Annotated in this window: 21 protein-coding genes; 7 read left to right on the top strand and 14 right to left on the bottom strand. The window is 55.0% G+C overall.

Features of this window, described 5'->3' with window-relative positions; all coding sequences use genetic code 11:
- Nucleotides 1-200: 200 nt before the first annotated feature.
- Nucleotides 201-971 (bottom strand): SDR family oxidoreductase, encoded by a 771-nt coding sequence (locus tag AC3Y7R_RS01870; RefSeq protein ID WP_490040306.1) that lies wholly within the window; start codon nt 969-971, stop codon nt 201-203.
- Nucleotides 972-1,180: 209 nt separating this feature from the next.
- The gene (gene pcaQ, locus AC3Y7R_RS01865; RefSeq protein ID WP_490040305.1) at nt 1,181-2,092 is read right to left on the bottom strand and encodes a pca operon transcription factor PcaQ; all 912 of its coding nucleotides are present in this window, start codon (nt 2,090-2,092) and stop codon (nt 1,181-1,183) included.
- Nucleotides 2,093-2,180: 88 nt separating this feature from the next.
- Here pcaQ and pobA point away from each other — a divergent pair, with 88 nt between their 5' ends.
- From pobA to AC3Y7R_RS01840, 5 genes are read left to right on the top strand one after another with little or no spacing between them, the layout of a single operon-like run.
- On the top strand, nt 2,181-3,350 hold the full coding sequence (gene pobA / locus AC3Y7R_RS01860) for a 4-hydroxybenzoate 3-monooxygenase (protein WP_490040304.1): 1,170 nt from the start codon (nt 2,181-2,183) through the stop codon (nt 3,348-3,350).
- Between the two features lie 47 nt (nt 3,351-3,397).
- Entirely contained in the window at nt 3,398-3,790 is a 393-nt protein-coding gene (pcaC, locus tag AC3Y7R_RS01855) for a 4-carboxymuconolactone decarboxylase (RefSeq protein WP_490040303.1), read from the top strand.
- A gap of 41 nt (nt 3,791-3,831) precedes the next feature.
- Complete coding sequence (gene pcaH, locus AC3Y7R_RS01850) at nt 3,832-4,572, top strand: protocatechuate 3,4-dioxygenase subunit beta (protein ID WP_490040302.1); 741 nt, start codon at nt 3,832-3,834, stop codon at nt 4,570-4,572.
- Nucleotides 4,572-5,192 (top strand): protocatechuate 3,4-dioxygenase subunit alpha, encoded by a 621-nt coding sequence (pcaG, locus tag AC3Y7R_RS01845; protein ID WP_490040301.1) that lies wholly within the window; start codon nt 4,572-4,574, stop codon nt 5,190-5,192. The genes pcaH and pcaG overlap by 1 nt, the downstream gene beginning before the upstream one ends.
- 39 nt (nt 5,193-5,231) lie before the next feature.
- On the top strand, nt 5,232-6,071 hold the full coding sequence (locus AC3Y7R_RS01840; RefSeq protein ID WP_490040300.1) for a 3-oxoadipate:acetyl-CoA acetyltransferase: 840 nt from the start codon (nt 5,232-5,234) through the stop codon (nt 6,069-6,071).
- Here the strand turns inward: AC3Y7R_RS01840 and AC3Y7R_RS01835 are convergent, their stop codons facing one another.
- The 12 genes from AC3Y7R_RS01835 to AC3Y7R_RS01780 all read right to left on the bottom strand — a co-directional run bounded on the left by AC3Y7R_RS01835 (nt 6,072) and on the right by AC3Y7R_RS01780 (nt 17,685).
- Nucleotides 6,072-7,217, bottom strand: a complete 1,146-nt coding sequence (locus AC3Y7R_RS01835) for a M56 family metallopeptidase (RefSeq protein ID WP_490040299.1) — start codon at nt 7,215-7,217, stop codon at nt 6,072-6,074.
- Nucleotides 7,204-7,599 carry a BlaI/MecI/CopY family transcriptional regulator gene (locus AC3Y7R_RS01830; RefSeq protein ID WP_490040298.1) on the bottom strand — a complete coding sequence of 132 codons (396 nt, stop codon included), beginning with the start codon at nt 7,597-7,599 and terminating at the stop codon, nt 7,204-7,206. Before AC3Y7R_RS01830 ends, AC3Y7R_RS01835 begins: the two co-directional genes overlap by 14 nt.
- 80 nt (nt 7,600-7,679) lie before the next feature.
- Entirely contained in the window at nt 7,680-7,958 is a 279-nt protein-coding gene (locus AC3Y7R_RS01825; protein ID WP_490040297.1) for a DUF2160 domain-containing protein, read from the bottom strand.
- A 2-nt stretch (nt 7,959-7,960) separates the two neighbouring features.
- On the bottom strand, nt 7,961-8,758 hold the full coding sequence (locus AC3Y7R_RS01820; protein WP_490040296.1) for a carbohydrate ABC transporter permease: 798 nt from the start codon (nt 8,756-8,758) through the stop codon (nt 7,961-7,963).
- Entirely contained in the window at nt 8,758-9,618 is an 861-nt protein-coding gene (locus tag AC3Y7R_RS01815; RefSeq protein WP_490040295.1) for a carbohydrate ABC transporter permease, read from the bottom strand. Before AC3Y7R_RS01815 ends, AC3Y7R_RS01820 begins: the two co-directional genes overlap by 1 nt.
- Entirely contained in the window at nt 9,615-10,688 is a 1,074-nt protein-coding gene (locus tag AC3Y7R_RS01810) for an ABC transporter ATP-binding protein (RefSeq protein ID WP_490040294.1), read from the bottom strand. Before AC3Y7R_RS01810 ends, AC3Y7R_RS01815 begins: the two co-directional genes overlap by 4 nt.
- Nucleotides 10,688-11,752 carry an ABC transporter ATP-binding protein gene (locus AC3Y7R_RS01805; RefSeq protein ID WP_490040293.1) on the bottom strand — a complete coding sequence of 355 codons (1,065 nt, stop codon included), beginning with the start codon at nt 11,750-11,752 and terminating at the stop codon, nt 10,688-10,690. Before AC3Y7R_RS01805 ends, AC3Y7R_RS01810 begins: the two co-directional genes overlap by 1 nt.
- A 75-nt stretch (nt 11,753-11,827) precedes the next feature.
- Nucleotides 11,828-13,561: an ABC transporter substrate-binding protein gene (locus tag AC3Y7R_RS01800; protein ID WP_490040292.1), complete on the bottom strand. Its 1,734-nt coding sequence runs from the start codon at nt 13,559-13,561 to the stop codon at nt 11,828-11,830.
- Nucleotides 13,562-13,750: 189 nt separating this feature from the next.
- On the bottom strand, nt 13,751-14,524 hold the full coding sequence (locus AC3Y7R_RS01795) for an SDR family NAD(P)-dependent oxidoreductase (RefSeq protein WP_490040291.1): 774 nt from the start codon (nt 14,522-14,524) through the stop codon (nt 13,751-13,753).
- On the bottom strand, nt 14,517-15,470 hold the full coding sequence (locus AC3Y7R_RS01790; RefSeq protein WP_490040290.1) for an SDR family oxidoreductase: 954 nt from the start codon (nt 15,468-15,470) through the stop codon (nt 14,517-14,519). Before AC3Y7R_RS01790 ends, AC3Y7R_RS01795 begins: the two co-directional genes overlap by 8 nt.
- Nucleotides 15,467-16,369 carry a bile acid:sodium symporter family protein gene (locus AC3Y7R_RS01785; protein ID WP_490040289.1) on the bottom strand — a complete coding sequence of 301 codons (903 nt, stop codon included), beginning with the start codon at nt 16,367-16,369 and terminating at the stop codon, nt 15,467-15,469. The genes AC3Y7R_RS01790 and AC3Y7R_RS01785 overlap by 4 nt, the downstream gene beginning before the upstream one ends.
- The gene (locus AC3Y7R_RS01780) at nt 16,366-17,685 is read right to left on the bottom strand and encodes a flavin-containing monooxygenase (protein ID WP_490040288.1); all 1,320 of its coding nucleotides are present in this window, start codon (nt 17,683-17,685) and stop codon (nt 16,366-16,368) included. Before AC3Y7R_RS01780 ends, AC3Y7R_RS01785 begins: the two co-directional genes overlap by 4 nt.
- 74 nt (nt 17,686-17,759) lie before the next feature.
- Between AC3Y7R_RS01780 and AC3Y7R_RS01775 the strand changes: the two genes are divergently transcribed.
- Both AC3Y7R_RS01775 and AC3Y7R_RS01770 read left to right on the top strand, forming a co-directional pair.
- Entirely contained in the window at nt 17,760-18,458 is a 699-nt protein-coding gene (locus tag AC3Y7R_RS01775) for a TetR/AcrR family transcriptional regulator (RefSeq protein WP_490040287.1), read from the top strand.
- A gap of 371 nt (nt 18,459-18,829) precedes the next feature.
- On the top strand, nt 18,830-19,579 hold the full coding sequence (locus AC3Y7R_RS01770; RefSeq protein ID WP_490040962.1) for a substrate-binding periplasmic protein: 750 nt from the start codon (nt 18,830-18,832) through the stop codon (nt 19,577-19,579).
- Nucleotides 19,580-19,599: the final 20 nt, after the last annotated feature.

The raw sequence follows: 19,599 nt of genomic DNA, 5'->3' as shown, positions 1-19,599 counted from the left end.
ATTCCCTCCGATTTACCAAGCTTGTTTGGAAACGCTGCATTCGGCAAGAGAATTCTTTCCCTTCCCGAGTGCCGCCTCCCTACAGACCTGATTACGCTAGGTTTTCAAAAAGGATATGACAAATGTCAGGAGGGTCAAAAGTCCCAAAAAGCGTTTGTTTCTGGGATTTTAGCACGAGAGCAAAACCCCGGCGCCTAAACCTAGCGCCCCATCCAGCCGCCATCTACGGTCAGGATCGTTCCCTGAACATAGTCGGATGCTGCCGATGCCAAGAACACCGCCGCACCGGCAAAATCTTCCGGCTTGCCCCAACGACCAGACGGGATACGCTCCAGTATGGACTTGGAGCGGGCCGGGTCACCTTGCAAAGCCTGCGTATTGTCGGTGGCAATATAGCCCGGTGCAATCGCGTTAACATTAACCCCATGCGGCGCCCACTCATTGGCCAGCGCTTTGGTCAATTGCCCGATCCCGCCCTTGGAGGCGGCGTAGCCCGGTACGGTAATGCCGCCCTGAAAGGTCAACAGTGAGGCGGTGAAAATGATCTTGCCCGAGCCGCGCTCGATCATCCCGCGCCCAATTTCGCGCGACAATATAAATTGCGCGTTCAGGTTTACCTCGATCACCTCATCCCACAGCTCATCCTCGTGATGGGCGGCGGGTTTGCGCAAAATCGTGCCAGCGTTATTGATCAAAATGTCAGGCTTCACGCCATCGGCTTCCAATTGCGCTGCAAACGCCCGTAATGCTTTGCGGTCCGAGAAATCGCATTGGTACGCCTTGAAGCCGCGGCCCATGGCAGTGACGGAATTTTCCACCTCACTGCCGGAGAATTCTAGCGACGCACTAACCCCCACGATGTCGGCCCCCGCGCTGGCCAAGGCCTCTGCCATGCCGCGCCCGATGCCGCGTTTACACCCGGTCACAAGGGCCGTTTTTCCAGACAGATCGAAAGATTTCAAAACATCCACGGGTCAGACTCCTACTTTAATTAGCCTTTTCAAGGCCGCTAAGCTGGCGTTGAGGGACGCGAACGCCGCCCGAATACCGGCCAACTGGGCCACATCCATGATGATCACCGTCCCATGGTCCTGAGACTTGAAGTATACCCATTCAAAACACCACGCCATACAAGTCTTCACTTCCGTGGCACGCATTTATGCCGTCGTATTCTGCTTGCTCAATCCAGTTTTGAGACTACATTTTGTACAGCCATCTGGAACACATGTTGGATTGGCCTCACTGGCGCTTCCGGGCGCGTCATCAGACCAATGGGGCCTTGGGTGATGCCGGTGTCAAACGGCAGCCGAACCAACAGCCCATCCGCAATTTCATTGGCCACCACCCCATCCGATATCATCCAAATCGCATCCGACTGGCGCGTATAAACCCGCCCGAATGCGCCGGAAACTGTTTCTAAGCGGTTCGGAATTTCGCCAACGCCATGCGCGATCAAATAGCGCTCAATCAGCGGCTTAATCGCAGAGCCGTCAGGCGGGTAAATAACTTGCCACTCCCCGATACGGGTAACATCGGGGTGATCCAATAGCGGATGCTCGGGCCGCACAACAAAGCTGACTTTCTCATTATACAACTGGGTAAATGAAATGCCTTGCATCGTCTCCGGTCGGCCCAATCGCCCAATTACCATGTCCAACTCGCCCAGTCGCAACTGATCGACCAAATAGCCGTGCGGGCCGTCAATGATGCGCAAAATTGCGTTGGGTGCCAATGTGTTGAACTCCGCCACCACGGCAGGCATCAGCCAAGCCGCGACGCTGGGCAACGAGCCGACAGTCAAGCGCTCCTTATCGGCACGCCCTTCCTGCTCCAGCCCGTTCAACCCCTGCTGCAAACTGGCAAGAGACATCTGGGCAAAGTGCAAAAATACCTCGCCTTGTTTGGTCAACGCCACGCCAGAGCGACTGCGGGTCATAACCTTCGCCCCGATGATCTGCTCCAACTCCTTCACGGTTTTGGAAATCGCTGGCTGCGTTAAGGACAAGGCCTTGGCCGCGCCCTTAAAGCTCTTCTGTCGGGCAATTTCGACAAAACACTGGATGTGGCGAAACTTAATCCGGCGGTCGATCATATTGATTCCATTTTCGGAAAGTATATTGGGTAAAAACTCACTTTATATAACAGAATTGCTTGGTATAGTCACCATGAGGGGAACACACATGAAAACACAGGTTGTCATCATCGGAGGCGGGCCATCGGGGCTATTGCTCAGCCAGCTATTGCACCGCAAGGGCATTGATACGGTCGTCCTTGAACGCAAAACTAAAGACTATGTTCTGGGCCGCATTCGTGCGGGCATCCTTGAAACTGGCTTTGTTGACCTGATGCGCGAGGCCGGTGTTGCCGAGCGGATGGACAAGGAAAGCTACGTGCATGACGGCACGGTTATTTCTTATAAAAATGAAGAATTTACCATCAATTTCAAAGCGCTAACTGGTGATCATGTTGTCGTCTACGGCCAAACCGAAGTCACCCGTGACCTTTATGAAGCCCGCGAAAAAATGAACGGGAAAATCGAATTCAACGTGGAGGGCGTCGAAATTCACGATGCTGACACGGACGCCCCATATGTAACCTATATCTCAGGCGGGGCCACGCAGCGGATCGACTGCGACTACATCGCCGGATGCGACGGGTTTCACGGTGTCAGCCGCCAGTCCATCCCGCTCGATGTGCGCCGCGAGTACGAAAAACTCTACCCGTTTGGCTGGCTCGGCATCTTGTCAGAGACCCCGCCCGTCCATGACGAGCTGATCTACGCCAGCTCCGAGCGCGGCTTCGCGCTGTGCTCCATGCGCAACGACAATCTCAGCCGCTATTATATCCAATGCTCGCTCTCCGACAGTCCCGACGACTGGACCGACGCGGCCTTCTGGGACGAGCTGAAACGCCGCATTCCCGCCGATGTCGCGGACCGCCTTATCACCGGGCCTTCCATTGAGAAATCAATCGCGCCGCTGCGCTCTTTCGTGACCGAGCCAATGCGGTGGGGCCGCCTGTTTTTGTGCGGCGATGCGGCCCATATCGTGCCGCCCACCGGGGCCAAGGGGCTGAACACTGCCGCGAGCGACATCCATTATCTTTATACAGGCTTGACGCAATTCTACGCAACTGGTGACCCAGAGGGCATCGACCGCTACTCCGAGCGCGCGCTTGCCCGTGTCTGGAAGGCCGAGCGGTTTAGCTGGTGGATGACCAATCTGCTGCATCGCTTTCCAGATCAATCCGAATTCGACAAGAAAATGCAGACCGCCGAGATCGAGTTTTTACGCAGCAATGAGGCTGCCCAAATTGCCATGGCTCAGAACTATGTCGGGCTGCCCTACTGAGACACATGCCCACAGTTTGGGCTAACGACAAACCGGAGAACGTCACCATGACCGACAAATTCAAGACCGGAATGAAGACCCGCCGCGCGGTGCTGGGCGAGGCCCATGTGGAGCGTGCGGAAGCTGGCAAAACCCCCTTCGACGAGCCGTTTCAAACCCTGATCACCGAGGCCGCATGGGGCACCGTTTGGGCCAGTGACGCAATCGCTGCACGCGAGCGCTCGATGCTCACTCTCGCATTGCTGGCGGCTTTGGGGAATTTCGAGGAAATTCCGATGCACATCCGCGCAACCGCACGCACCGGTGCCAGCAAGCAAGACGTGTTGGAGGCCTTCCAACATGTGGCGATTTATGCAGGTGTACCGCGCGCCAATCAGGCCCTAAAACTGGCCAAGCAGACCTATGCCGAGATGGAACTTGAGACGACTAATAACACCTGAATACGCCCTTTTATCCATGCCAGATCAAGGAGACAGCCGACATGAACAAACCCGCTAACAAGCCTGCTGAATTCTACCAGCGAGACCGTGAGTGGCACGCCCCTGCCCTGACGCCGACCTATAAAACCAGCGTCGCGCGCTCGCCGCAATACTCCCTCATTTCGCTGGAAAACACCGCCAGCGAAATCACTGGCCCGCGCTTTGGTCACAATGACATTGACCCGATTGATAATGATCTGTTGTCCAACTATGCCCAAAGCGGCAACGCGCCAATTGGCGAGCGGATCATCTTGCACGGGCGTGTTCTGGACGAGAATGCGCGCCCCGTTCCCAACACTTTGGTCGAGATCTGGCAAGCCAATGCAGGCGGGCGTTATCGTCACAAGAAAGACACCTACCTTGCCCCCATTGACCCCAATTTCGGCGGCTGCGGACGCACCATGACCGACGAGGACGGATACTACTTTTTCCGCACGGTCAAACCCGGGGCTTACCCCTGGCGCAACTGGGTCAACAACTGGCGCCCCGCGCATATCCACCTCTCGGTCTTTGGTACTGGTTTCGCACAACGCCTGATCACGCAATGTTATTTTGAGGGTGATCCGCTGATCGCAAAATGCCCCATTGTGCAAACAATCCCCGACCCTGACGCGATTGAACAACTCGTCGCCGTTCTGGATATGAACGCGACCATACCGCTTGATAGTATCGCCTATAAATTCGACATCGTGCTGCGCGGCCGCCGCTCTACCTTGTTTGAAAACCGTCTGGAGGGAAACTAATGCCTCAGAAACTTGACTACCTGAAAGAAACCCCGTCACAAACCGCTGGCCCCTATGTTCACATCGGCCTAGCCCCCGGTGCCGCAGGGTTTGACATTTATAAACAAGAGCTTGGCTGGGACATCGCAGGCCCCAACGCCAAGGGCGAGCGTATTCGCGTCGAGGGCGTGGTTATCGACGGCACCGGCAGCCCGGTCAAAGACGTGCTGATTGAGGCGTGGCAAGCCAATGCGAGCGGCATCTATGCCCACCCCGAACACCCCGGAGATGTAGAGGATGGATTTCGCGGCTGGGGCCGTGTGATCACCGATTTCGACACCGGCGAATGGGGCTTTGAGACGGTCAAACCCGGCTGTGTTGCCGGGCGCTCTGGCAGCACCATGGCCCCGCATATAAACCTGTGGATCGTGGCGCGCGGCATCAACATTGGTCTAAATACCCGCCTGTATTTTGACGATGAAGACGATGCCAATGCGGCTGACCCTGTTATCAACCTGATCGAGTGGGAAAACCGCCGCCAAACGCTGATTGCCAAACGCTCCGAGCGCGACGGAAAAGTCGTCTACCGCTTCGATATTCGCTTGCAAGGCGACGGCGAGACTGTTTTCTTCGACATTTAGAGGCTCGCCCCCATTGGTGCCGCTGCCAAGGACATAAGCATGAATACCCCCTGCATTATCTGTACTGCAATCACCGGATCTGTTCCCACCAAGGCCGACAATCCGGCGGTTCCCACCACAATCACCGAGCAAATAGAGAGCAGCCACGCGGCGTTCGAGGCCGGCGCCAGCATCGCGCATTGCCATGTGCGCAATGACGATGAGACGCCCACCTCCGATCCCGACCGCTTTGCGCTCTTGATGGAAGGGCTACACAAACATTGCCCCGGCATGATTGTGCAATTGTCCACGGGCGGGCGTTCTGGTGCGGGGCATGAGCGCGGGGGCATGTTACCGCTGCGCCCTGATATGGCGTCGCTGTCGGTTGGCTCCAACAACTTCCCCGCGCGCGTTTATGAAAACAGCCCCGATCTGGTGCACTGGTTGGCGAGCGAGATGCAAACCTATAACGTCACGCCAGAGATCGAGGCGTTCGATCTGAGCCACATCTTAACCGCCATCCGAATGCATGCCGAAGGCGCGCTGTTTGGCCAACTCTATGTGCAGTTTGTTATGGGGGTGAAAAACGCCATGCCCGCCGATAAAGAGGTTTTTGATTTCTACGTCCAGATCATGAAAACCCGCGCGCCGGATGCACAGTGGTGCGCCGCAGGCATCGGGGTAAATCAACTGGTGGTTAATGAATGGGCCATAGCGGCAGGCGGGCATACACGCACCGGTTTGGAAGACAACATCCGCGTGGACAACCGCACGCTGGCCCCCTCAAACGCCGCGCTGGTGCAACGCGCAGTCACGCTTTGTGACAAATACGAGCGCCCCGTCGCCACATGGCAACAGGCCCGCGACATCCTTGGGGTTCCTTTAAATCCAACGACTTAACTAATTCCGAACCCGCCCAAAGGTGGACAGCCGGTTAATCTCGTCCAGCCGCTCCAGATTGACCACGGTTGAAAGCATCAGGCGATCTTGGCTCCAATCCCCGGGGCGTTGAATAGCCATTGCTGTGAGCAAAATTGCCGCCATCAGCGGGGCGACAATGGCCGCATAAACCAGCCTAGGGTAGCGAAGGCTGCGCATGTCAAACAATGTGGAGATGCGTTGCTCAAGGAAGCTCATCTTGCCGTCGCGCAGGGGGGATCGGTCGGCGGTCACCAAGGTTACCTTCGGCACCGCAACCACAAACACCCGGTCACGCCGCAAGGTCTGCTGGCACACACTCAACAACGTATCGCAATAGGCTTTGATGTCGATCCGTCCGCGGATCAACACTTGGCTGTCGCAGGCCAATTCGCGCAAATCTTCGACTTGGCGCTTCCATGCATGATAGGCTGGGTTCAGGAAAAACAACGGCTTAAGCGCTTCTAGCAGAATTTCCCACTCAATATCGCCTTGGCGCAAATGTTGGAATTCATGCGCCAACGAGACCTTCAATTCCTGTGGCTCACCCAACATATGTGACGGAATAACCACGTAATAATTACGCGCCCCCCGAGTTGAGAACGGCACCATGGTCTGGTCAGAGAGGCGGATGCGCAAGCGTCCAAAACTGCGCCATGCATAGCTGGCAGATACAATTTTACGCAGGCAAAACATCGAATAGGCCAGCCGTATCACCCCAAGCAACACACCAGCACCGAAGGCTGTGATTGCGGCCCATGCACCCCAGCTACCTGCCCGCATTACGTCGGCAGTGAACGTGTCACGAAGGGACAAAATGCTCTCGAAATCAGTCGCCCGCATCTCGAATCCGCCATTGAGGTAGTAGGATACAACCATGTCAGACAGGTTCACATTCACCCCGCCTCCAAGCGCCGTGTTTTGTAAGGCGGTCATCGCAAGAATTAGGAAAGGCGAAAAAACAATCGCCAAAAAGACCGTATTTAAGAGCTTGAGCTGTGTCGCGTAGGCATGTTTCAGCCCCGTTCGCTCAAATAAAAATCGGGCCGCGCGCCATAGCGCGAAAGCCACCATAAATAAGATATTGGCATTGATGAAAGCGTCGAGAACAGCGTCACCCGGTATCATTTTTCAACCTCCGATCCACAAGTGCCCGGATTTGCCCCAACGCCTCTTCTGTCAGCTCGTCATCATTGACCAGACGCGCCACCAGCGAGGCGGGCGTGTCGTCAAAAAGCTTCATCGAGAGGTCTTTCAGTGAGCGGGTTTGATACGCGTCTTTGGCCAGCGTCGGCTTGAAAACATGGCGTTTCCCATCCTTCCGGCTGGTGACGAATTCTTTTTGTTCCAATATGCGCAGAACGGTCGCGGCAGAGGTATAAGCCAGATTTCGACCTTCCGAGAGTTGGTCCAGCACATCACGCACCGTCCCCTCGCCCAAAGCCCAAAGCTGTGTCATGAACTCAAGTTCAACCTCGGTCAGCAGCTCGCTTTTTTTCTTTTGTCTCATTACCATTCCGTCTTAACGCATCGCTCACTATTTATATCTAGCGAGTAAATACTATGAGTTTCGTTTTACCAAACTGTTTCTCACACTTTTCGAAAACAGAACACCGTCCATGCTGCCGCAATCAATATTGGCCACCACAATGGCTGACCAATTAGGCCAAGCCATGCGAGGAAAATGTAAGCGGACCCCAGCAGGCTGAGAAACAGTCGATCGCCTCGGGTAGTGGTCAATCCAAGCACCCCGTCGCGCTCGGACGTTCCGGGTTTTTTAATCTCGATATAAGTGATGATCCCCATCACGATGAAAAGGCCGATAAAAAACAGCCCCGTGGGCCAAGTCCAAGCCATCCAACTCAACATATTTACACCCTCCCCAAGGCAAAGCCTTTGGCGATGTTATTTCGCACGAAGTAGATAACTATAGCGCCGGGAATGATCGTCAGCGTGCCCGCGGCGGCCAGCAATCCCAACTCGTACCCCGCGCTCGAGGCGGTCTTGGTCATGACCGCCGCAATTGGCTTTGCGGCCACGGCGGTGAGCGTTTTGGCCAGCAAAAGCTCCACCCATGAGAACATGAAGCAAAAGAACGCTGCCACCCCGACCCCGGCTTTGATTGTTGGCAAGAAGATGGTGATGAAAAAGCGCGGGAAGGAGTAGCCATCGACATAGGCCGTCTCGTCCAGCTCTTTGGGGACGCCGCCCATGAAACCTTCCAATATCCAGACCGCCAGCGGCACATTAAAAAGGCAATGCGCCAGCGCCACAGCCAGATGTGTGTCAAACAGCCCCACCGAGGAATACAGTTGAAAGAACGGCAGCGCGAAGACCGCCGCAGGCGCCATCCGGTTGGTCAGCAACCAAAAGAACAGCGTCTTATCCCCAAGAAAGCTGTAGCGAGAGAATGCATAGGCCGCAGGCAGCGCCACAGTGATCGAGATTACCATGTTCAGCGTCACATATATGATGGAGTTGATGTAGCCCCAATACCATGAAGGATCGGTAAATATGACGATGTAATTTTCCAAGGTGAACGTCTGCGGGAACAGCGAAAACCCTGATAAAATTTCATTGGTGGTCTTGAAGCTCATCGCCACCAGCCAGTAAATTGGCAACATTAAGAACAGGATGTAGACAATTGGAATGATGTATCTTTTCTTCATTATTCATCGTCCTTGGTCATAATAGTGTAGAACAGCCACGACACCAGCAAGGTGATCGCAAAGTATATCAGCGACATCGCAGCAGCAGGGCCAAGGTCAAATTGCCCAAGGGCGATTTTAACCAAATCAATCGACAGCAATGTGGTCGAATTGCCCGGCCCACCACCAGTCAGCACAAACGGCTCGGTATAGATGTTGAAACTGTCCATGAAGCGCAACAAAATGGCGATGGTCAGCACGGTTTTCATCTTGGGAAGCTGGATGTAGCGGAATACTTTCCAAGGCGAGGCCCCGTCGATTTTGGCCGCCTGATAGTACGCGTCCGGGATCGACACCAACCCCGCGTAAGACAGCAACACCACCAGCGATGTCCAGTGCCACACATCCATCGTGATGATCGTCACCCAAGCCGCAATCGGGTCTTGGGTCATGTCATAGTTGATGCCCAAAACACTGTTCAAGAAGTACCCAAGCAAGCCAATGTCAGGCAGCGTGAAAATGTTCCACATCGCCCCTACCACGTTCCACGGGATCAACATCGGCAACGCCATCGTGACCAAACAAACCGGCACCCAAAGGCCTTGCTTTGGCATCGAAAGCGCTATGAGAATGCCCAAAGGCACCTCGATAATCAAAATCAGGAACGTGAACAAAAACTGCCGGCCAAGCGCCGCATGAAACCGCTCCGAACTCAGTATTTGCTCAAACCAATCAAGGCCTTGCCAGAAAAATAGGTTACTCCCAAAGGTCTCTTGGACCGAGTAATTCACCACCGTCATAATTGGAATTAGTGCGTTGAAAGCAACCAGCAGCAAGACCGGCAACACAAAGAACCATGCTTTTTGGTTTTCGGTCTTCATGATGCCACCTCAGTTGCAATCCAGCCATCGCGATACAGCCGCGTTTGATCTGTGCGGAAGTCCAAATGCACGGCATCGCCCTGCCCCGGCACATCGCCCTCGACGATGGCTTTTACCGACGTATCACCGACCATTACCTCAACGACGCTGTGGCGGCCAATGTCGGAAACTTTGCGCACGCGCGCCTCTAATCCCTTATTTGACAGCGCCACAAACTCGGGCCGAATGCCAAGTTGCGTGACCCCGCCTGTGCCGCTCACAGCCCCCTCCAGCGCAATCACTTGCCCTTCAAAGGTGACTTTTCCGCCCGTCTGTGTTGCGGGTAGAACATTCATCCCCGGCGAGCCAATGAAGTGCCCCACAAACGTATGCTGCGGGCGCTCAAACAGCTCTACAGGCGTGCCGATTTGAACCACTTCACCGTCCTGCATCACCACCACCTGATCGGCAAAAGTTAACGCCTCGGTCTGGTCGTGGGTGACATAAATCATCGTCGCCTTGACCCTTTGGTGTAGCTCTTTCAACTTGCTGCGCAGCTTCCATTTCAGATGCGGGTCAATCACGGTCAATGGCTCGTCAAACATCACCACATTCACATCATCACGCACCAAGCCACGCCCCATAGAGATCTTTTGCTTGTTATCAGGCGACAGGTGCGAGGCGCGAATGCCCAGCATATCGGTCATCTCCAACATCTGCGCAATTTCACGCACGCGCGCATCAACACGCGCCGCATCGACCCCACGATTGCGCAACGGAAACGCCAAATTATCGTAAACACTCATCGTGTCATAGATCACCGGAAACTGGAAAACCTGCGCGATGTTGCGCTGATCAGGGGGCAGATCAGTCACGTCACGATCATCAAAAAGGATGCGCCCCTCGGACGGGGTTAGCAGCCCCGAGATGATGTTGAGCAACGTAGACTTGCCACAACCTGACGGCCCAAGCAGCGCGTAAGCCCCGCCATCCTGCCAGTCGAGGTCAATCTCTTTCAGTGCATAATCCGCAGGCCCTGAGGGGGTTGGCAGATACGAATGGCGTAGGTTCGAGAGGGTAATTTTTGCCATTATGCCACGAGCCTCCCGTCGGGATCGAAGTAGAAACAATGCGACGCGTCCATGTAAAACATGTGCTCCTGTCCAATTGTGTAGGGGTGCACGCCATGGGCCAGCGAGACCCAATCGTCAGTGCCCATGACAAAATGCGCGCTGGAATCCGAGCCGGATAATTCCGTGACTTGCACCGTGCCTATCAGCGCCACATCCTTGGACGTTGCGGATGCTGGGGTCACATGATGCGGGCGGATTGCGACGGTATATGCCCCGTCCGGCAACGCTGCTGCCGCACCTTCGAGCGGCCATGTGACGCCCGTTTTCAGGCGCGCTTCAGAGCCCGTCTTTACGATCTCGGCCGAGTTAATCGGCGGGTCAGAGAACACCCGCGCCGCCGTTAGGCTATGCGGTTTTCGGTAGATGTCGGCTGTGGTGCCAAACTGCGTGACCACGCCGTCATCCATCAGGGCCGTCTTGCCGCCCAGCAACAGCGCCTCTTCCGGCTCGGAGGTGGCGTAGACCACGACCGCCCCCCTGCCCGCGAATAATTCTGGCAGCTGCTCGCGCAATTCTTCGCGCAGCTTGTAATCCAAATTGGCCAATGGCTCGTCGAGGAAAACCGCGCGGCTTTCCTTGGCAATTGCCCGCGCCAAAGCGCAGCGTTGTTGCTGCCCGCCACTCAACTCTTGCGGGCGACGCAAAAGCATCGGACGCAGTTGCAAAATATCGGCGGCTTCCTCTACCCGGCCTGCAATCTCGGATTTGGCCATGCCTGCAACCCGCAAAGGGGAGGCAATATTGTCAAAAACCGTCATTTGCGAATAATTCACGAAAAACTGGTGCACGAGGGAGATGTTGCGCTTTTGCGTCGACAGTTTCGACACATCGACCCCATCCATGAAAATCCGCCCCGAGGCCAGCCTGTCCAGCCCCGCCATTAACTTAATCAACGATGTCTTGCCCGACCCGGTTTGGCCCAGCAGCACGTTGAAATGCCCGGCCTCTAATACCAGTGATGTCGGCTTGATGTGGGTGATGCCGCGGGTCACCTTGCTGGCCTGTTTTAGCTCAACTGTCATGTCTCATTACCCTGTAATCCTGCTTGTCGCAGGTTGGATGTGGCCGGGATCATATCGACCCCGACCAGCGTTATTTTACTGGTTCCAACGCGCCACAAGGTCGTCATAGTTGACGGTCTCACCTTGAGGTTTCTCGTTGTCCAACTGGGCTTTAGCACCGCCTTTGCCCAGCCATTCCGAGGGGTCTTTTTCCTCGTTCAGACGTGGACCACAGCCACCGTAAACGTTGGCGGCTTCATCAACGGCTTGCATCCGTGCCATGGTGATGTCCATTTCTTCGGCCAAGCGATCCATTGCTTGCTGAGGGGTGAACGCACCGGAGTTCACGTCACCGATTTGCTGCCACCAGATTTGAGCCAGCTTAGGATAATCGGGTACGTTGATGCCGGTTGGCGACCAAGCCACGCGGTCAGGAGAGCGGTAGAATTCGACCAATCCGCCCAGCTTTGGCGCACGCTCGGTAAAGCTCTCGTGGTTAACCGTGCTGTCACGCATGAAGGTCAACCCAACGTGGGATTTCTTCACATCGACAGTCTTGGAGGTCACGAATTGAGCATAGAGCCAAGCCGCTTGCGCACGATCAGACGGAGTGGACTTCAAGAACGTCCAAGACCCCACATCCTGATAGCCAACCTTCTGGCCGTCTTCCCAATACGGGCCGTGCGGGGATGGAGCCATCCGCCACAACAGGTTGCCCTCGTCGTCCACGGTGTTGTTGCCCTCGGACTTCGGCTTAACCATGTCGGCAGTGAAGGCGGTGTACCAGAAGATTTGCTGGGCCACATTGCCTTGCGCCAAAGCTGGCAACGACTGGTAGAAGTCGTAAGACGCCGCACCGGGAGGCGCATAGGCGCGCAGCCATTCGTCCCATTTGCGGATCGCATAGACCGCAGCCGGACCGTTCGCTGCACCACCACGGGTCACAGATGCGCCCGACGGGTTACAACTACCGGCTTCCATACGGATGCCCCATTCGTCGATTGGAACGCCGTTTGGCTCGCCTTTGGAACCAGCACCGGCCATAGACAGCCACGCATCGGTCATCCGCCAGCCCAGATCAGGCGCGCGTTTGCCGTAATCCATATGGCCGTAGATGGTGGTCCCGTCGACCTCTTTGACATCATTTGAGAAGAAGTCTGCGATGTCCTCATAGGCGGACCAGTTGATCGGAACACCCAACTCGTAGCCGTATTTGGCTTTGAACGCCGTCTTATTGCCCTCATCGTCGAACCAATCTTTGCGGAACCAGTACAGGTTGGCAAATTGTTGGTCAGGCAGCTGGTACAGATCGCCATCCGGTCCTGTCGTGAACTGGATGCCCATGAAGTCCTCAAGGTCCAGCGTCGGCGAGGTTGTCCCTGCCCAATCACCAGCCATTTGGTCCGTCAGATTGTAAGCCAGTTGCAACCGCGAGTGGGTGCCGATCAAGTCGGAATCGTTGATATAGCCGTCATATAGGTTGCGTTGCGTTTGCATTTGCGTTTGCACCGCTTGCACCACCTCACCCTCACCGAGGATTTGGTGGTTAACCTTAATGCCAGTGATTTCCTCAAAGGCTTTGGTCAGAACTTCCGACTCGTAGCCGTGCGTTGGAATACCTTCCGACAGCACGTTGATCTCCATGCCGCTAAACGGCTCAGCCGCCTTGATAAACCAATCCAGCTCGGACTTTTGCTCGTCCTTGCTAAGCGTTGATGGCTGGAATTCTGAATCAATCCATTTTTGGGCTGCCGCCGCGTCGGCAAAAGCAGTCCCATGCCCCGCAACAACAGCAAAAGCCGCAGTCGCGGAGAGCAGATACTTGCGCATCTTGTCTCCTCCCTATTTTTTCTGTGAGCCGGATTTCGCCGACTGCCTTACGTTAGGCCGGAGTTAACAATTCTGTCAAACTAAAAAATTAGTAGATAATTAAGGACTATTATCAATATCTTAACAAGAGCCCCTCATTGAGAACCTTCATCAAACTGCGCGTCGAAATCGAGTCGCCAAACCGCAACGCTAGTCTTCAGCGCGCATTTTTCGCTCCATCATCATCTGAAACAGAGAAGGTGAAATGCGATTGAGCGCATAGGCCATCCATGCCACGCGCCCGACCGCAATAAAATTCCGCCGCTTTCTTAGGCCGCTCAAAATGACCTGCGCTGCGGCTTCTGCACTCATGTAATCTACCCCGTCCGTAGCTGAACCCGGGCGCGCAATTCCGGCGACATCGCGCCCCGGATTGCCCAAATTCGTCGCAATAAATGAGGGCGCCGCGATGAGCGTGCGCACATTATGCACCGCCTCCTCCGAGCGCAGAGACTTGAAAAATCCCTCAAGCGCATGCTTGCTTGCAGCATAGGACGTGCGGTGCAGCAATGGCGAAAACCCCGCGACCGAGGAGACAGCCAGATGCGTCCCATTGGATTTTCGCAACGGCAACAAAAACGCCTGCGCACAGGCGACCGCCGCGAAGTAGTTGATCTCAAACACCCGACGGTGGGCCTGGATATCAGCCCCCTCAAACGGCATGATTTGCGTCACACCAGCGTTATAAACCACCAGATCAACCGAAGGGCGATCCGCACAGATTTGCGCACAGGTTGCCTGTAGTTGCGCCGCATCGGTCAGATCGCACTCATAGGCCTGTTGCAACGGGCCAGTGGCGCAATCTTGCAAGGCAGGAGACGGCAAATCAATAAGGGCGGTAAACCAGCCGTCACGCTGCAAAGCCTGCGCCAACGCACGCCCCAAGCCACCTGCCCCACCGGTTATAACGGCCGTCTTACGCATGGGGTTTTGCCCCCGAGCCAGCCCACCACAGATCGAACACCTCGGCGCTGGTCTTTTCCGGAACATAGCCAAACTCGGCTTTCAACGCGGAGTTATCCAGCACCGGGCGGTAGAGTAAAAACCGCACTTGCTCCGGCCCGTAGCGCGACAGGCGTAAAGGTTTGGCCACAGCCAGGGCCAGTTTGATCAAACGCGGTGGCAACCAGCGCACGGTTTTACCCATGGCTTGCGCCAGATCCCGCACCCCCATCGCCCCGTCCCCCGCGACGTTGAATATTCCCGCAGGCCCGTCAGTGGCCGCGCGGAGTAAAATTCTGGCCAAGTCGCGGGTCCAGATAAACACAAACGGGCTTTCCGCGCCCTTAAGCCCCAGCAGCTTAGGCTTGCGAAACAGCGCGGTGATCTGGTTCTCCACCCCCACGCCCAGCACAGTGCCGACGCGCAACACCACCTGCTCCAACTCTGGGTTGGCAGTGCGCGCCTCGCTCAGCATCTCCTCCACCAGACGTTTGTGCCAGGAATATGCGAATTCATGATTGCCGCGGATCGGGTCGGTTTCGACTAAAGGCGTTGCGTTTTCAGGGTGATACCCATAGGCCGCCCCCGATGATGTCACCACGAGGCGGCGCACGTTGTGGCTCAGACAGGCCGCCAATACATTGCGGGTTCCGTCGACATCAACGCCATATTCAAACGCACGGGTCGAGCCTTTCGTTGGGGTAACGATCGAGGCCAAATGCACCACGATATCAGGCTTGTGCGCCGCAATAATCCGCGCCGGATCCGCGCCGCGAACATCCATTTCCTCATAGGTTGCATTTTCCGGCAATTCCGCTGGCGGGCGAATGTCAGTGGCAACAATCGTCAGCCCCTTGCCAGCGGCAAGCAGGGCCAAGAGCGCAGATCCGACCGCCCCCGCTGCGCCGGTAATAAGGATTTTGCTCATCGCTCAGCCACCCTGCGAGACAAGATCAGCGCCAGCACCAGCCCGGAAATTGCGTGCCATATCCCCCAAAACGCGGCCGCGACAGCCATGCCGCCAAGCCCCCCGAAAAACCCGAATATCAGCACCAACCCAAGGCCGGAATTCTGGATACCCGTCTCGATTGTGATCGCGCGCCGGTTGTATTCGCTCACCCGCGCCAGCCGCGCGGTCAGGTTCCCAGCACCAAGCGCCACAGCATTATGCACCACCACCAACAAAGCCACAGCCCCGGCGAACTGGATGAAGAACTCCCAATTTCCAGCCAGCGCCAGCACAACAAATGTCAGGAAAATCCCCAGCGAGAGCCATTGCATCGGCGGGCGAATTCTTGCCGCAAAAGCCGGGCGAAAACTGTTCAACATTATCCCCAGAACCAGCGGTAACAGCAGCATGAATCCGACCGTTATCGCCAAGGAGACCGGATCAATTGTGATGCTTTGCAAGATGGGGCGTGTCGGCGCGTATAGCGTGCCCCAGAGCGCAATATTGAACGGGGTCATAAACAGGGCGCCGAATGTGGCTATCGCCGTCATTGACACCGATAAAGCGACGTTGCCACCTGCCCTATGAGTGATGAAATTCGAGATATTGCCGCCGGGACACGCCGCGACCAAAATCAGGCCCATCGCGATAGACGGCTGCGGCGTAAAGATCAGCAAAAGCACGTAAGTCAGCGCAGGTAATACCAAAAACTGCGAGACCAGCCCCACCAAAAGCGGCTTTGGGGCCGCCGATAAAGCGCGAAAATCCGACATCTTCAGGTCCAGCGCGATCCCGAACATAACGACTGCAAGAATAGCATTTAGCAGCATCAGACTTCCGGCGCTGAAATTCAGGCTCACCGCGTCGATATTGTTCATGGCACACCTGCCTTTAGCGCATCGATATGCCCCGTCACCGCACGGCGGTACGTGGCCTTATCAACGTAATAGGCCATGCGCGGCAGGTCGATGTAATTCATGCCTCCCGTCGCGCGATCAAACCCTTTGGATTTCTTCGCGCGCAAGGCCTGCGCGGCCTCGGTATTATCGCGAAGCCCGGCAATGTAGCGCGCCACCATCTCGGCTTGCTCATGGCGTCCCTGCCACCCCAGCCCCGAGGCCTCGACCATTCCCAGCACAAATAGATCATCACGGTCTGGATGGAGCGCATTCAAATACAGATGCGGTGCCTCGCCCTGCCAATTCAAAAGCGCCTTATCAATAAACGGGTAATGCAAGCGATAGCCTGTCGCCGTCAGGATCATGTCGTAATCGGCTTTGGTGCCATCTTTGAAAACGACCGTTTCCCCATCGAAATGGTCGATGTCGGGACGCACTTTCAAATCCCCATGGCCAGCATGAAACAGGATCAGCGAATTCACCACAGGATGGGATTCGTAGAGCGCATAATCAGGCTTGGGGAAGCCGTATTTCTCGGGCGTTCCGACAAACCACTTCAAGATGGTGCCATCCACTTTCCGCTTCAGCCACATCGGCAGTTTTATCTTGCCGCCCATCGTGTCGGCAGGCACCCCGAACACGTATTTCGGCACGAAGTAATACCCCCGACGCATAGACAAGTCGCAGCTGGCCCCATGATGAATCGCATCCACCGCAATGTCGCACCCCGAGTTCCCTGCCCCAACGATCAAGACCCGTTTGCCGGCAAACTGCTCGCGGTATCGGTACTTCGCCGCGTGGATCAACTCGCCGGAAAACTCCCCCTTGAAACTTGGCTCGTTTGGCTCGGCCAACGTCCCGTTTGCAATCAACACACCGGCAAAAACCGCCTCAAAGGCGCGACCCTGCGCATCCTCCCAGCATACCCTCCACCCCTCACCAGAGCCGCCAATCGGCGTCACTAAAGTGACCTTGGTGCCAAATTTATAGTGGCGGTACAGATCGAAATGACTGGCAAAATCATGAAAATAGGTCTTCATTTCGCGGTGCGAGGGATATTCCGCCATATCCTCCGACATCGGAAAGTCGGTAAACTCGGTCATGGTTTTCGAGGAAATCAGATGCGCGGATTCGTACATCGTCGACAAAGGCGCATCTATGTCCCACAGACCGCCCACATCCTCGGCCAACTCGAAGCCTTGAAAATCTACACCCTGTTCCAACAAGGTCTTGGCCATCGCCAAGCCCATCGGGCCAGCCCCAATCAAAGCAAATTGTTCTCGTGTGTTTTCCACATTACCCCCGCAGCGCATTTTTATCTTCGCTTAACTTGAACGATCGGTCAAAATAAGGCAAATTGTTTTTACATATGACAAGACCACCTGAATCCAAGCGCCAACGCGCGCCCTCGAAACGCTCGCTGGAAACCCGCACGCGCATATTTGACGCGGCCGAGTTGATATTTGCCGACCGCGGGTTTGAGGGGGCGTCAATCCGCGACATCGCCGAAGCCGCCAAGGTGCAAAAAGCGCTGGTTAGCTTTCATGGCGGATCAAAAGAGGGGCTGTTTTCCAAAGTCATAGAGCGGCGCGCGCAAGTGTTATCCGAAGTACGCCTTGCCGCATTGCAAGAGCTACAGCAGGCCAAAGACCCCGCCCTTCAGGATATACTTGAGTGTTTCATCCGCCCACTTTTGGAGAAAGCCACCCCCGAGACGCCACAATGGCTGGCCTATGTGCGCCTCATCGCCCAAGTCTCGGCTGATCCGCGCTGGACTGGCATTGCCCAAAGCTGCTTTGACCCCACCGCCAAACATTTCATTTCCGCGATTGCCCGACAATACCGCAATGCGCCCCCCCAAGCGGTGGCCGCGTGTTTTGTGTTTACGGTGTCAGCGATGCTGTCGCTCTGCACCTCGCAATGGCGCGTTGTAGCCCTTGGAGGCATTACACAGCCCCCGGATCAGGAGACCCTGCTGGCTGATTTAGTCCACTTCTGTGACGCAGGAATAGATAGGGTTTTGGGGAAGCATCCTCAACCCCGGGGCCCATGCAACGTCTCAGATTAAGCCATATACGATCACAGAAGAAGCCTTCCAAAGCAAATAATTACTTAATATTTTGAAGTACTTATATTCATCTCATATCGCAGTTAGCACCGTACAAGACCCGCTTGCTACCGATCTCAATTTTCACCTTAATTCATATTGAGCCGAGTCGCTTGGCTCATCGCACTCCACCCTCGTTAATCATTTGTTAACTACAATCATGAAACAATTTTGAGTGATGTACTTTGACTAGTTGAAGATTGAAAATATTTAACAGGAGGAAGAGTATTGTGTGGAGTTTTTCTCGTAGAGCCGTCCTAGGTTCTCTACTCGCAACCATTATATCAAAACCGAGCTTTGGCGAAACAAAAAAGAAACGCTTATCCATTCGTATGAGAGATACGGGGCCGCCCGTGCAATTTATTGACAGCGACGGTGAATGGAATGGGTTCGTCATAGAGGCAACGACTGAACTTGGGAAACGGATGGGTTTCGACATTGAAGTTGTCACAGATTTATCTTGGAAGCGCGCATTGGAAATGGCCAAAACGGGTGAGCTAGATCTATTGCATAGCGCTTCTTGGAGAGAGGAGCGAACCGAGTTCCTTGACTACGTTGGGCCATATGACATGAGCCTGATGGCTCTACTTGTGCGCCAAGGAACAAAGCCCGATGCATTTGATACACTTGACGCATTTGTTGGAGACGGAAAGAATTTCGCCAAGGGAAGGGATGTAGCACTATCGCTTGAATTTGATGCTAGGATAAAAGACGATCCATACTTCGCATCACATTTCTCGGCAATGCAATCTACAGTTCGCCAAAAAGAAAGCACCCAATTTGTAGGGCTTTTTCAACGTATCGCCGAGGGTACCATAACAGGTTTTATCGCCGAGAGCGGCGGCTTGGCCCAAATTCTTGCCTCTCCAGATAAATGGGGCATTTCCAATGACGTCATGTCAAAAATTGATGTCATTTACCCTGTAGTCTTCGATCGAGATGCAACATTTTTAACCGCCAGTCAAAAATTGGATCCAGAAACCAGAAAAGCGCTCCACACCGCTTATAATAGCATGCGCAAAGATGGCACTTTCAGCGAAATTTGGAAAACTTGGCGTCCCGGCGTTCCGGAACCTCAATAATTGACCAAATTGGTTCCATT

It is taken from the genome of Litoreibacter sp. (assembly GCF_058136045.1).
The sequence above is the reverse complement of the archived record's forward strand: the minus strand, read 5'-3'. Positions and strand labels throughout refer to the sequence as shown.

Coding starts and splice junctions, on each gene's coding strand:
- pcaQ (WP_490040305.1), bottom strand. CDS start 2,092: ATGATCGACCGCCGGATTAAGTTTCGCCACATCCAGTGTTTTGTCGAA.
- pobA (WP_490040304.1), top strand. CDS start 2,181: ATGAAAACACAGGTTGTCATCATCGGAGGCGGGCCATCGGGGCTATTG.
- pcaC (WP_490040303.1), top strand. CDS start 3,398: ATGACCGACAAATTCAAGACCGGAATGAAGACCCGCCGCGCGGTGCTG.
- pcaH (WP_490040302.1), top strand. CDS start 3,832: ATGAACAAACCCGCTAACAAGCCTGCTGAATTCTACCAGCGAGACCGT.
- pcaG (WP_490040301.1), top strand. CDS start 4,572: ATGCCTCAGAAACTTGACTACCTGAAAGAAACCCCGTCACAAACCGCT.
- AC3Y7R_RS01840 (WP_490040300.1), top strand. CDS start 5,232: ATGAATACCCCCTGCATTATCTGTACTGCAATCACCGGATCTGTTCCC.
- AC3Y7R_RS01835 (WP_490040299.1), bottom strand. CDS start 7,217: ATGATACCGGGTGACGCTGTTCTCGACGCTTTCATCAATGCCAATATC.
- AC3Y7R_RS01830 (WP_490040298.1), bottom strand. CDS start 7,599: ATGAGACAAAAGAAAAAAAGCGAGCTGCTGACCGAGGTTGAACTTGAG.
- AC3Y7R_RS01825 (WP_490040297.1), bottom strand. CDS start 7,958: ATGTTGAGTTGGATGGCTTGGACTTGGCCCACGGGGCTGTTTTTTATC.
- AC3Y7R_RS01820 (WP_490040296.1), bottom strand. CDS start 8,758: ATGAAGAAAAGATACATCATTCCAATTGTCTACATCCTGTTCTTAATG.
- AC3Y7R_RS01815 (WP_490040295.1), bottom strand. CDS start 9,618: ATGAAGACCGAAAACCAAAAAGCATGGTTCTTTGTGTTGCCGGTCTTG.
- AC3Y7R_RS01810 (WP_490040294.1), bottom strand. CDS start 10,688: ATGGCAAAAATTACCCTCTCGAACCTACGCCATTCGTATCTGCCAACC.
- AC3Y7R_RS01805 (WP_490040293.1), bottom strand. CDS start 11,752: ATGACAGTTGAGCTAAAACAGGCCAGCAAGGTGACCCGCGGCATCACC.
- AC3Y7R_RS01800 (WP_490040292.1), bottom strand. CDS start 13,561: ATGCGCAAGTATCTGCTCTCCGCGACTGCGGCTTTTGCTGTTGTTGCG.
- AC3Y7R_RS01795 (WP_490040291.1), bottom strand. CDS start 14,524: ATGCGTAAGACGGCCGTTATAACCGGTGGGGCAGGTGGCTTGGGGCGT.
- AC3Y7R_RS01790 (WP_490040290.1), bottom strand. CDS start 15,470: ATGAGCAAAATCCTTATTACCGGCGCAGCGGGGGCGGTCGGATCTGCG.
- AC3Y7R_RS01785 (WP_490040289.1), bottom strand. CDS start 16,369: ATGAACAATATCGACGCGGTGAGCCTGAATTTCAGCGCCGGAAGTCTG.
- AC3Y7R_RS01775 (WP_490040287.1), top strand. CDS start 17,760: ATGACAAGACCACCTGAATCCAAGCGCCAACGCGCGCCCTCGAAACGC.
- AC3Y7R_RS01770 (WP_490040962.1), top strand. CDS start 18,830: ATGAGAGATACGGGGCCGCCCGTGCAATTTATTGACAGCGACGGTGAA.